The 12646-nt window shown below is 33.7% G+C and carries 10 protein-coding genes; 4 read left to right on the top strand and 6 right to left on the bottom strand.

What is annotated here, in order from left to right:
• Positions 1-33: 33 nt before the first annotated feature.
• The gene (locus tag JOOMADRAFT_RS03120; protein ID WP_008611272.1) at positions 34-642 is read left to right on the top strand and encodes a superoxide dismutase; all 609 of its coding nucleotides are present in this window, start codon (positions 34-36) and stop codon (positions 640-642) included.
• A 68-nt stretch (positions 643-710) separates the two neighbouring features.
• Here the strand turns inward: JOOMADRAFT_RS03120 and JOOMADRAFT_RS03115 are convergent, their stop codons facing one another.
• The gene (locus JOOMADRAFT_RS03115; protein WP_008611270.1) at positions 711-1706 is read right to left on the bottom strand and encodes a DUF4421 family protein; all 996 of its coding nucleotides are present in this window, start codon (positions 1704-1706) and stop codon (positions 711-713) included.
• Positions 1707-1933: 227 nt separating this feature from the next.
• On the opposite strand from JOOMADRAFT_RS03115, the gene JOOMADRAFT_RS03110 reads away from it, so the two are divergent.
• Together JOOMADRAFT_RS03110 and JOOMADRAFT_RS03105 are read left to right on the top strand one after the other, a co-directional pair.
• Positions 1934-4468: a zinc-dependent metalloprotease gene (locus JOOMADRAFT_RS03110; protein ID WP_040879495.1), complete on the top strand. Its 2535-nt coding sequence runs from the start codon at positions 1934-1936 to the stop codon at positions 4466-4468.
• A gap of 88 nt (positions 4469-4556) precedes the next feature.
• On the top strand, positions 4557-5573 hold the full coding sequence (locus JOOMADRAFT_RS03105) for an LLM class flavin-dependent oxidoreductase (protein WP_008611268.1): 1017 nt from the start codon (positions 4557-4559) through the stop codon (positions 5571-5573).
• 75 nt (positions 5574-5648) lie between these two features.
• Here JOOMADRAFT_RS03105 and JOOMADRAFT_RS03100 read toward each other — a convergent pair whose 3' ends face one another.
• Genes JOOMADRAFT_RS03100 through kduI form a run of 3 tightly spaced genes read right to left on the bottom strand, consistent with a single transcriptional unit; the run spans position 5649 to position 8479 of the window.
• Complete coding sequence (locus JOOMADRAFT_RS03100; RefSeq protein ID WP_008611266.1) at positions 5649-6827, bottom strand: DUF4861 domain-containing protein; 1179 nt, start codon at positions 6825-6827, stop codon at positions 5649-5651.
• A 20-nt stretch (positions 6828-6847) separates the two neighbouring features.
• Positions 6848-7642, bottom strand: a complete 795-nt coding sequence (locus JOOMADRAFT_RS03095) for a gluconate 5-dehydrogenase (RefSeq protein ID WP_008611265.1) — start codon at positions 7640-7642, stop codon at positions 6848-6850.
• A complete protein-coding gene (kduI, locus tag JOOMADRAFT_RS03090; RefSeq protein WP_008611264.1) occupies positions 7643-8479 on the bottom strand; it encodes a 5-dehydro-4-deoxy-D-glucuronate isomerase in 837 nt (278 codons plus the stop codon).
• Between the two features lie 231 nt (positions 8480-8710).
• Between kduI and JOOMADRAFT_RS03085 the strand changes: the two genes are divergently transcribed.
• Positions 8711-9739: a LacI family DNA-binding transcriptional regulator gene (locus JOOMADRAFT_RS03085; RefSeq protein ID WP_008611262.1), complete on the top strand. Its 1029-nt coding sequence runs from the start codon at positions 8711-8713 to the stop codon at positions 9737-9739.
• 160 nt (positions 9740-9899) lie between these two features.
• On the opposite strand, the gene JOOMADRAFT_RS03080 is transcribed toward JOOMADRAFT_RS03085, so the two are convergent.
• Positions 9900-11867, bottom strand: a complete 1968-nt coding sequence (locus tag JOOMADRAFT_RS03080) for a M1 family metallopeptidase (protein WP_008611260.1) — start codon at positions 11865-11867, stop codon at positions 9900-9902.
• Between the two features lie 488 nt (positions 11868-12355).
• The gene (locus JOOMADRAFT_RS03075; RefSeq protein ID WP_008611258.1) at positions 12356-12544 is read right to left on the bottom strand and encodes a nucleotidyltransferase family protein; all 189 of its coding nucleotides are present in this window, start codon (positions 12542-12544) and stop codon (positions 12356-12358) included.
• Between the last annotated feature and the right edge of the window lie 102 nt (positions 12545-12646).

Genomic DNA, 12646 nt, shown 5'->3' with positions numbered 1-12646 from the left:
AGAACTAATATTATTAACTAAAAAAAGATAAAAATGGCTTTTGATTTACCAAAATTACCGTACGCATACGACGCATTAGAACCACATATTGATGCAAGAACTATGGAAATTCACCATACAAAACATCACCAAGGATATACAAGCAAATTAAATGATGCTATTAAAGGTACAGATTTAGAAGGAAAATCTATTGAAGAGATTCTTAAAAATCTAGACATGAATAATGGTGCTGTTAGAAATAACGGGGGAGGATTTTTTAACCACAGTCTTTTCTGGGAAGTAATGTCTCCAAACGGTGGTGGAGAACCATCTGGAGAATTAGCAGAAGCAATTAATAGCGCTTTTGGTTCTTTTGAAAAATTTAAAGAAGCTTTTACAACAGCTGCTGGAACTAGATTTGGTTCTGGATGGGCATGGTTATGTGTTCATAAAGGTGGAAAAGTAGAAGTTTGCTCTACACCAAACCAAGATAATTCTCTAATGCCAGGTGTTGGTTGCGGAGGAGATCCAATTTTAGGATTGGATGTTTGGGAGCACGCTTATTACTTAAATTACCAAAACAAGCGTCCTGATTATATCTCTGCATTTTTTAATGTAATTAATTGGGAGAAAGTAGCAGAACTTTATGCTTCTAAAAAATAAATAATAGGCTAGAATTAGCAGATTAAAATTTTTAAAAACAGCTATCTCGAAATGAGGTGGCTGTTTTTTTATAAACCAACTTTTTGTTGTAGTTGATTCATTTTTTCTAATACTTTCTTGGGAGCATCAAACCGATAGCCAATATGGAATTCTACATACGCATGTTGGTCGGAAAGTTTGTTGTTTCCATCTGTATTATGGTTAAAAGATTGAGAATTGAGACTTACGCCAGTAAAGAAATTAGGAATATTATATCCTAAACCTAAGGTTACTTGCCCTTGGTAATTTAGGCCATCCATGCTTGTGGTAACATTATTAGATTTAGAAGTTATGTGGCTGTAACCAACCCCCAAATGTGCACCAGAAGTAACTATAAACCGTTTGTTAATTACCCAATTGTAGAAATAAGAAGGACCGATGGTGATGTCTATAAATTTATCTTTATCAGAGGAGTCGTTAGAAATTCTGGAGTAATAATAGCTCAAAGTAGGCACAAAACTTCCTGCGCTTCTTTTTTGCCATTCATTTTGTTTAAAAATAGTTCTAAAAGAAAAGTTGTCATTAAAAATATAGGAAGTATTTCCGCCAATTCTAAGCACTTCAAAGTCGGGAAATATTATATTTGGTTCCCCAGGCGCAATATCGTTTAGGTCTACATAAAATCCTTTTGTTTTGTTCCATTCTAGGTTTTGCATCCATTTTTTGTAGTAAAAACGTGTCCCTATGTTAAAAAAAGTAGTTTTTCCCTTTTCATCGTTGTCGTCATTAAATTTTAAAAAGGCTGGAGTGTATCCTATATTTATTTCTATAAATCTAAATAGTAATGAAATATTAGAGCGCAAACGTTGATTTGGAGCAATAGTAACAGAAAAATCTTCCGAAGGAGTGGTAATCTCGTAAGAATTTGCTTCGTTAGTAAGACCTACGCGTAAGGTTATTTTATCTGGATATTTAGTAATATTCTCTACTTCTACAGAGATGCTGTCTAGATTACTCTCTTGAGCTTTTAAGCTTAAAATAAAACTTAAGAAAATGATGAAAAAAAGAAAATCTTTTAATTTCACAAAAGTAAAAATTAGATAGGTTGGTTTTGTAAAACTATAGAACAATTGTGTAGTTTCCTAATATTCTGTTAAGCTTGTTCTAGAAGTGTTAACTCATTCCTAATCAGTAGGAAGTATTTATTCAATTTTATATCTTTAAAATACCTATTCGTGCCTATTTAGTTATTGTAATGCAATTGTGTAGCCTTGTTACACTTCTTATTTTGTTTAATTTGAATGCATTATACATGGAGAATAACATTTTTCAAAAAAGTATATATTTTATTCTGTTGGTTGTATTTTTTATTTCCTGCGGAACTCAAAAACAGTCTCAAACTTCTGAGGTAGGAATGTCGTTTGAGCCAACTGAGCCTTATGATAAAGTTATTCCTGAAGGTTCAGAGTCTAAAAAAGGTCTTTTTACAGTTCATAAAGTAAACGAGGATTACTATTTTGAAATTCCAGATAGTTTGCTAAATAGAGAAATATTGGTAGTTACGAGGTTTATAAAAACCCCTGGAGGTGCTGGGAATTATGGGGGGGAAGAAATTGGAGAGAAAACTATATTTTTTGAAAAAGGGCCTTCTAATAAAATATTCCTTAGAGTGGCTACTTTTGTAAGTCAGGCTAATGAAGAAGATGCTATTGCAAAAGCTGTAAACAACTCTAATGTCACCCCCATTTTAGAAGCTTTTGATGTAAAAGCTAGAAATGAGGAAAATGCTGCTTCTGTTATAAAAGTTACCGATTTTATAAATAGTGAAAACAATCTTTTAGCTCTAAGTGCATCGCAAAAAGAGACTTATAATCTAACTTCTTTGGAAAAAGACAAGTCTTATATTTCAACAATAAATAGTTATCCTATAAATACAGAAGTTAAGACGGTTAAAACGTATAATGCAAGCATAGCTCACAATAATAAAAAGAGTCTTCCTGCTGCTGCCTTGTCGGGAGTTGTTACTTTAGAGCTAAATAACTCTTTTATTTTATTGCCTAAAGAGCCAATGAAAAAGCGTTTTTATGATCCCCGAGTAGGGTATTTTGCTAGTTCTTATCTTTTGTATGGCGATAATCAACAAAAAGTAGATAAAAATATTTATATCCATAGATGGCGATTAGAACCAAAAGCGGAGGATATTGAAAAATGGAGACGAGGCGAATTAGTGGAGCCTAAAAAGCAAATTGTATATTATATAGATCCTGCTACGCCAAAAAAATGGAGACCTTATCTTATTCAAGGGATTAACGATTGGCAAAAAGCATTTGAGCAGGCTGGTTTTAAAAATGCAATTGTAGGAAAAGAATGGCCAGAAGCTAACGATTCTATGAGCTTGGAAGATGCTCGGTTTTCTGTTTTGAGATATTTTGCTTCGCCTTCTAAAAATGCATATGGTCCTAATATTGTTGACCCAAGAAGTGGGGAAATTTTAGAAAGTCATATGGGGTGGTATCATAATTTAATGAACCTACTTCATAATTGGTATTTAATTCAGGCAGGTGCTGTAGATGAAAGAGCAAGGAAAATGACATTTGATGAGGAGCTGATGGGAGAGCTTATTCGTTTTGTTTCCTCGCATGAAGTAGGGCATACCCTCGGACTAAGGCATAATATGGGTGCAAGTTATGCAACACCTGTAGAGCGTTTGAGAGATAATGAGTGGCTCAACAAAAATGGACACACCAGTTCTATTATGGATTATGCACGTTTTAATTATGTGGCGCAACCAGAGGATAGTGTTTCTGTTGAAAATTTAATGCCTAGAATTGGAGATTATGATAAATGGGCAATTCAATGGGGATATTCGCAATTTCCAGATAGTCTTTCTTCAGAAAAAGAAAAAGAGCAACTAAGTACCATGGTTGTAGATAGTATTTCTAAAAATCCGAGACTGTGGTTTGGAGGAGAGGGTCGAGATTTTGATCCGCGTTCTCAAACGGAAGATTTAGGAGATAATGCTATGGTTGCCTCTTTCTACGGAATTCAAAATTTACAACGTGTGGTTCCAAATTTAATGGAATGGACTAAAGATGAGTCAGGAAAAAGTTATAAGGATTTAGGAGAAATATATAATGATGTGGTAAAGCAATACAGTAATTATTTGTTTCATGTGGCCAAAAATATTGGTGGGATTTATGTTACGCCAAAATCTAATAATGAAGAGGGCGATGTGTATAGACCTGTTTCTAAAGCGAAGCAAAAAGAAGCATTATTATTTATTGATAAATATGTTTTTAATGAGCCTACTTGGCTTTTGAATGATGAAATTTTAAATAAAATTGAAGAACCAAATACCAAAAATTCCACTACCGAAATGATGGAGAGTTTAATGATGACACTTTTGGGAGGAAGTAGAATGAGTAGGATTTCTTTTATTGCAGATAGGTATAATTTTAACGATCCATATACCCCAGAAGAATATCTGAATGATGTAAGCAGTTATATTTGGAGTGACTTAGATATGTTTTATAGTCCAAATGATTATGAACGAAAACTTCAGAAAACCTATGTTTCGGATATGATAGCTTTGTACAAGCCAGATGAAGCACAAGGACCATTGGCCGGATTAATGGCAAAACTTTCTGAAGAAAAAACAGCTAATACAGATATTAGGGCATTGGCTTTAAATAATTTAATTAACCTAGAAAGGAGAATAAAAAACCTCCTTCCTAGTGTTTCGGATAGGATTTCAAGAGCACATCTTCAGTATTTATTAAAAGAAATTGAAGCGGTGGTGGGCGATACAAATTCTATGGAACGGAGCTACCGTCCGATTACAAATTAAGTAGGAAATCTTTATCTCATTCTGTAAGTTTTTATATAATTATCGACCATAAAAGGTACATTTTATACTAATAAAACTAGATAATTATATGTCTCAAAATATATTACAAAATACTAAGTTTTCAGTTTTAGATTTAGTACCAATTCCTCAAGGAAAACAACATATAGAAGCTATTGAGAATAGTTTGGATTTAGCGCAACACGCCGAAAAATATGGATACAACCGTTTTTGGGTTTCCGAGCACCATAATATGGAAAGTATTGTAAGTTCTGCAACAGTTGTATTATTAGGTTATTTGGCACAAGGAACCTCTACCATCCGAATTGGTTCTGGAGGTGTAATGTTGCCAAACCATGCGCCGCTTATTGTAGCGGAACAATTTGGAACCTTGGCAACTTTATATCCTAACCGGATTGATTTAGGTTTAGGAAGAGCTCCAGGAACAGATCAGCTTACAGCACAGGCATTAAGGAGAGGAAAACAAGAAAGTGTTCAAGATTTTCCGAATGATATTGAGGAATTACAGCAGTATTTTTCTATAGAAAATCAAGATTCTAAAGTACGTGCTATTCCAGGGGAGGGTCTTGATATTCCGATTTACTTATTGGGTTCTAGTACTTTTAGTGCGCAATTAGCTGCTGAAAAGGGACTGCCATACGCTTTTGCGAGTCATTTTGCACCTGCGCAATTATTTAATGCCCTTAATTTATATGCTGAAGGATTTAAAGCTTCCGAAGAAAATAAAACCCCTTATCCAATGGCTTGTGTAAATGTTATAGCCGCCGAAACAGATGAGGAAGCACAGCGTTTAGCAACAAGTTTATATCAGTTTGCAATGGGAATAATTACAAATACCCGCCGACCATTACCGCCACCAATTGATTCGATGGATGGAGTTTGGAGTATGGAACAAGAAGCCATGATAAAAAATATGATGTATTTTACTTTTATTGGCTCTAAAAATACAATTGCAAGCGAGCTTTCTAAGTTTGTGGAAAGTACAGGTGTAAAAGAAATTATTGCTGTTTCACACATTTACAATCATGAAGCGCGCTTAAAATCCTATAAAATTTTAAGTGATATTTTTTCTGAAACTACTGCTTAAAATTACGCAATAGTAAGCTACATCGGAGCAAGCCCTTTGTTAAACTCAGGGCAGGCTTTGGAGCATTTAGCTTAATTATTGAATAACTTTTAATGGGGAGCTTAGTTTTTTAGCAAAGTCTGAAAGATAAGCTTCCCATTCTTTTTGAGAAGTAAATTCTCCTGCTTTTTTCCATCCAAATCCTGCGTAATAAGTTACCTTATTATTGTTTAAATTTAGCGTAGCAAAAAGGTTGCTCTCGTCTGTTTTATTGGTAATATATTTATCAAAATTAACTATGTTTTCTGGAGCTGTTACAATTCCCATCCCTAATTCAGAATCGGCATGAGGTTCCCAATAACTCATCCAACCTTCCTTTTTATTGGTGTTGGTGTTACCTTTTTGTTCATGAAGTGTTATTCCAGGTGAGATAGAATTTACGCCTTCTACTTGAAGCGTTATTCTTGATACATTCTGACCGTAATCAAGAGAGATGATTTTCTTTTCAGAAATGGTTTTTCCGTTAGCATCCCAAGCTTCATAAGTAAGTTCAAAGCTGGTACGCAATGGACCGTTGGTAATTGTTTTCCAACTGGTAAAGTTTTTTGAAAAGTAATAAGAGGTGTCTACTTTTTTGGCAATTCCACCAATACCACGACTACTCCCAACATGAAAATTGTCAAGTCCTTCCCCAGTATCTTCATGATAAGTACCCGTTCCAGAAACATATTTTTTGTACCATTTATTAATAATTGGATATTCAACACGTTTTAGCCAAGCGTCAATTCCGCTAGAAAGCGTTCCGCCTGGCACACTATCTTCTACCATTTTTTGAGCTACGGGGCCATAAGTTCTAAAAGCAACTTTGTTATTTTCCCACGCATAATCGTCGGTTCTTTCTGGAACAAAACGAGAATAGCATACAGTAGCTGTGTCTGCTGGAGACTTATCTTTCTTCGGATAAATTTCAAATTTTATTTCAGAAGAAGCATTAATTTTTGGTTGAAATAAAAGCACATCCCACTTTCCGTCGTCATCAATATCAATTAATTGAGAAGTTAATTCAGATTTGTCTTCTGCATTTCTAACTCCCCAATAATTATATGCTTCGTCTAGCGCATCTGGGGCTAAATCTTTTAAATTAATTTCAACAGTTTCAAATTTCCTGTCGAGATTCAATTCGTTTTTAACAGTAATAATTTTTCCATCATTACTACAAGAAATAGCAAATAATGAAGCGAAAACGAGGAAGTATGCTTTTACTTTTTTATTCATTTTGGTTAAATTATAAATTTTTAATCTTCGTTAGAAGGTTTTCCTATAGTTGCCAAAATACCTCCATCAACATACAGTATATGTCCGTTTACAAAATTACTAGCCTGAGAAGCTAAAAATATTGCGGCTCCACCTAAATCTTCTGGTGCTCCCCATTTGGCAGCAGGAGTTCTGTTAATGATAAATTCGTTAAACGGATGTCCGTCTACACGAATAGGCGCTGTTTGGGAGGTAGCAAAGTACCCAGGTCCAATTCCGTTGATTTGGATGTTGTGCTTAGCCCATTCGGTAGCCATATTTTTGGTTAGCATTTTTAAACCTCCTTTGGCAGCGGCATAGGCTCCAACAGTATTTCTACCAAGTTCCGACATCATGGAGCAGATATTGATAATTTTCCCGCTTTTACGAGCTATCATACCTTTTACTACATGTTTAGATACTATAAATGGCGCTACTAAATCTACATCAATAACCTCTCTAAAAGCCTCAACTTCCATAGTTTCAAGAGGAATTCTCTTTATAATTCCGGCATTATTTACCAAAATATCTATGGCACCTACTTCTTTTTCTATAGAAGCAATGGCTGCTTCTACTTCAGATTCTATAGTTACATTGAATTTGTATCCAAAAGCTTTAATGTTTTCTTTTTTGTAAACTTCTAGTGCATCATCTATTTTTTGTTGTGATGAGTTTCCGTTTATAACAATTGTAGCACCGGCTTTTCCAAGTTGCATAGCCATTGCCATTCCTAAACCGTGTGTAGCTCCTGTTATTAAAGCTACTTTTCCTTCTATGTTAAATAATGATAAGCTCATTTATCTTAATTCTTTAATTTTTGCAATATCCATATCAGCATAATCTAAATTCTCTCCAGCCATTCCCCAAATAAAACTATAATTTGAAGTACCAGAACCTGCATGAATAGACCATGGTGGCGAAATAATTGCTTGGTGATTATGCATCCAAACGTGACGAGTTTCTTGTGGTTCCCCCATGAAATGGCAAACAGCTTGTTCTTCTGGAATATCTAAATAGAAATAAATTTCCATTCTTCTGTCATGAACATGTGCAGGCATAGTGTTCCAAACACTCCCAGTTTTAAGTTCTGTTAATCCCATTTGTAACTGACAAGTTTCTACAATTCCGCCTATAATTAATTGATTTACCGTACGGTGATTTGCAGTTTCTAAAGAGCCTAATTCTAATTTATTAGCCTCTTGCATGCCTACTTTTTTTGTAGGAAGTTCTTTATGAGCAGGAGCAGAGTTGAAATAGAATTTAGCTGGGCTAGTGCTATCTTCACTCTTAAAAACAACATCCTTTTTTCCGCAGCCAATATACAATGCCTCCTTATGCTCTAAGGTATAGGTTTCTCCATCAACCGAAACACTTCCTTTTGCTCCAACATTTATAATTCCTAATTCTCTTCTTTCTAGAAAGTATTCCGCTTTTAGTAAATCAACAGTTTCTAGTTTTAGTTCTTTCTTTTTAGGAACTGCAGAACCAGCAATATATCTGTCGTAATGAGAATAAGTAAGACTAATCTCATCTTCCTGCATTAAATCGTTTATCAAGAAAGTCTCTCTTAAGGTGTCCGTATCCATTTGTTTAACTTCTTTCGGACTAGAAGCGTATCTTTTACTGTAAATCATAATTTTAATTGTAAAATTTACGCAAATTACATAAATGTATTTGTTTTTACAATCGATTGTAGCTTAAATTTGTTATATTATTTAATAAGTTGATGAGTATTCATGTTGGTTTGTATGAGACAATTAGATAGGACCTTATTAATTTATTGGAAATAAGTACATTTGTAGGTGCTAAATATTACTTTTATGTAATTAAATACCCCTTCTGGGGCTTATTATTTTAATTTTTTGATGAAAAAGAATAAACCGACGATTCATGAGATAGCAAGATTATTGAATATTGATAGTTCAACAGTGTCCCGAGCTCTTAATAACAGTAATTTAGTGACCCAAAAAACGAAAGACAAAGTTCTAAAAAAGGCAAAAGAAATTGGGTATCAACGAAATCTTTTAGCTTCAAATTTAAGAAAGAGCAAATCTAATACCATTGGAGTTATTGTTCCTAGAATTTCAAGGCATTTTTTTTCGTCTACTATTGCAGGAATTGAAGAAGCATCCTATGCGCAAGGCTATAATGTAATTATTTGCCAATCCATGGAGAAGCTTGAAAGGGAAATTAAAATTGTAAATAATTTGATTTCAAATAGGGTGGATGGGATATTGGTTTCTGTTTCTATGGAAACAACTGAAGATACCCATTTAAAACAGTTTGACTTAAGTAATATTCCGTTAGTATTTTTTGATAGAGCTTTATCTGAAATGCCAAATAGTAAAGTTCTTATAGATAGTATAAAAGCTTCTTATGATGTAACACAGCATCTTATAGATCAAGGATGTAGGAAAATTGTGCATATAGGAGGACCTGCAACTTTAGATATCTATAAAGATAGGTTTAAAGGGTATAAACAGGCATTGCAAGAAAACAATTTACCTTTTGAAGAAAACCGTGTATATACTTCTGCACTTAATGAGCAAGAAGGAAGAAAAATTATAAAAACGCTTATAGATTTAGGGATTGAATTTGACGGGATTTTTTCTGCAAATGACTTAGCAGCTATTGGCGCTATTAAGTATTTAAAATCTGTAGGGATTAAAGTGCCTCAAGATGTTGCTGTGGCTGGGTTTAGTAACGAACCGATTTCTGAAGCCATAGAACCATCTTTAACCACTGTAGATCAATCGGGTTATGAAATTGGAAGAATAGCGTGTAATTTATTGTTAGATAGAATAAGTAGGACAGATAATGAAAGTGCAATAGCTAAATCTGTTACTTTGAGTCCCACATTAATTATAAGAGAATCTAGTAAAAGGAAGAAGTAACTTTTTTCGTTTTTAAAATTTATTCATTTTGATATAAAAAGAGGCTGTCTAAAAAGTATCTAGACTCTAGATGTTGTCCTGAGTTTGACAACTATGAATCACTTTTTAGACAGCCTCTTTATCTTTTTAAAAGATATTCTAAATTAGAATACTAATAAAACTAATTTTTATAAAAAGAATTACTTGGCCAAGTATCATTGGAGTAATTCACGTCTGGTAAAATCTTGTCTGGATCTATCTCTATGCTTATTGGAAGCACCTCCGTTTTTAATAAATAACTCCATGTATCTCCTCTTTGCCATATTTCTACTGGAAGGGTGATGTTTTCTATTGAATTATCTCGATGTGTAACCTTCATTTTAACAGGCATAGGAACTCCTCCTTTATTAGCAATTGTAATAATAAAACCAGTTTTATCTTCATTTTGTCTTACACCTTCAATAGCTAAATCAATATTTCCTGTTCCATAAAACCAATTTTTAAAGAACCAAGAAAGGTTTTCGCCCCCTACATTTTCCATATGATTAAAGAAATCTTTAGGCTGAGGGTGTTTATAAGCCCATGTTTTTATGTAGGATTTAAAAGCATTATCAAAACGCTCATGTCCTAAAATATATTCTCTCAAAAGCAATAAACCAATAGCAGGTTTACGATAGGCAGTCATTCCTAGATTTCTCAAATTGGTAACATCTGGGTAAGTGTCAATACCTTCACGAGTTTCGCTATTAAACCAATCCGTCATATTTCTTGTTTTGTTAAGTCTGGCTGGATACTCTCCAAACTCCAAAGTGCTGTAATAGTTAATAAAAGAATTAAAACCTTCATCCATCCAAGCATATCTTCTTTCATTAGTACCAACAATCATAGGAAACCAGTTATGTCCAAATTCATGATCGGTAACACCCCATAAACCAGCACCTGTACTTTTCCAGCTACAAAAATTTAATCCAGGATATTCCATACCACCTATATCAGCAGCAACATTTGTAGCCACAGGATAAGGATATTCATACCATTTGTTTGAATAATTCTCAATAGAATGTTTTGAGTATTCTGTAGAACGACTCCAAGCATGAGAGCCTGCGCTTTCTTTAGGATACACAGATTGAGCCAAGGCTTTTTTACCACTTGGAAGATCTATTTTAGCAGCGTCCCAAATAAATGCTTTAGAGGATGCAAAAGCAATATCTCTAGAATTATTCATGGTAAAATGCCAAGTTAAAGTACCACTTTGTTTAGCCTTTAAAGAAGCATCGTTTATTTCTTCTGGCTTTATTATATGTACAGTTTCGTTACTTTCTTTAGCCTTTTCCATACGGTTTCTCATGGTTTCAGACATTACCTCTCTAGGGTTTTCTAACCTACCAGAACCTACTACAATATGATTGTAAGGAGCAGTGATTTCATAATCAAAATCGCCATATTCTAAATAAAACTCTCCCGCACCTAAATACGGTTCTACATTCCAACCTTCAATATCATCATAAACGGCGGTACGTGGATACCATTGAGCCATAGCATAAATTGTTCCGTCTTCTACATCAAGTCTTCCCATTCTATCCATTCCTTTAACAGGTATTTTGTAAGTAAAGTTCATAGAAACTGTTGCCGTTCCTCCATTTGCTTTTATAGGCTCTTTAAACCAAACTTGCATTCTGGTATCTGTAATAATATGTTTTGTAGAGGTATTTCTTCCAGTTTTAGCTTGAAGGTTTGTAATTTCATACCCTCCGTCAATATCGCCATTGTATCGATTCCCTTCAATAGGAGTGGTTAAGTTACCTCTTGAATTTTCGGTAAATCTGTTTTGCTCTAAATACAGCCATATAAAAGGAAGCGCATCTGGACTATTATTTGTGTAGTTAATAGTAATTTCTCCTGTTAGGGTGTGTTGAGTATCGTTTAATGTAGCTTTTATCTTATAATCAGCTTCATTTTGCCAATAATCGGGACCGGGAATTCCAGAGGCCGAACGATAACGATTTCCGCTACGATCCATGAATTCACTAAAATCTTGTTGATTGTTGTCTAACCCTTGTGCATTTGCAACATAACTTGTAAAAGCTGTAAGCATAAAAAATAAGGAAAGAAAAAGCTTCCCTTTTGGAAATTGATTTTTCATCTTCATATTGAAAATTATTCTAATGATTAAAAAAGTAAATTGAATTGTTCTTGTAAAAGAACAAACCTAGTGAATTGAATGAAAAAACCGTATGCTTTTATATGAAATATCTTAAAACAAAAAGAAAGAAACGCTAAATACAGCCTCTTTGCAGGCTAGATTGATTAATTTACTATAACTTAATTAAGTTGTGGTGGATTTTTAATTCCTAATTGAGGGTTATATTTCCCAGAGCCTGTTCTGAGTATATCGAAGTGTACTAGGTCGAAATAGATTAAATTATTTTCCTTTCAATACCTCGTAGGCTTGTCTTTAGTTAATTATCTAAATTTCAGACTATTATTTTTTTGTAATATAGTAAGAGGTATAAAGAATCTTATAAGCTAAGAAGTAAGTATTACTCTTCAGCTATATCTTGTATAATTTATTGAACTTCCTTTTTAGGTTTAGGAATGTCATAAACTGCGGTATTCCATATAACTTCTATCCTTTAATTATAGAGGAATAGCTGTGAACTCTACCAAATAAAATAAAGAATACTTGGAATTAAAAGAGTACAATATATCAACATCACTACTTTCGGTAGCTTCATTTCTTGCTACAGAACCAATTACCCCAATTTTAGTAGGGTTAAATGGTTTCATAGCATCAATAATAATATCTATTTGACTTTGTGTTAGCATATATCAAAGATAACAAGTTGGATAATTACTATGAGTTTTCTTAAATAGATGAATAAAAGTGCATTTATTGTAATTTTTAATTGAGTTTAAGTTAGGCTTCTT

The organism is Galbibacter orientalis DSM 19592 (genome assembly GCF_000260115.1).
Lineage (GTDB): Bacteria > Bacteroidota > Bacteroidia > Flavobacteriales > Flavobacteriaceae > Galbibacter > Galbibacter orientalis.
Note: the sequence above shows the minus strand (reverse complement) of the source record. Positions and strands in the feature narration are given on the sequence as shown.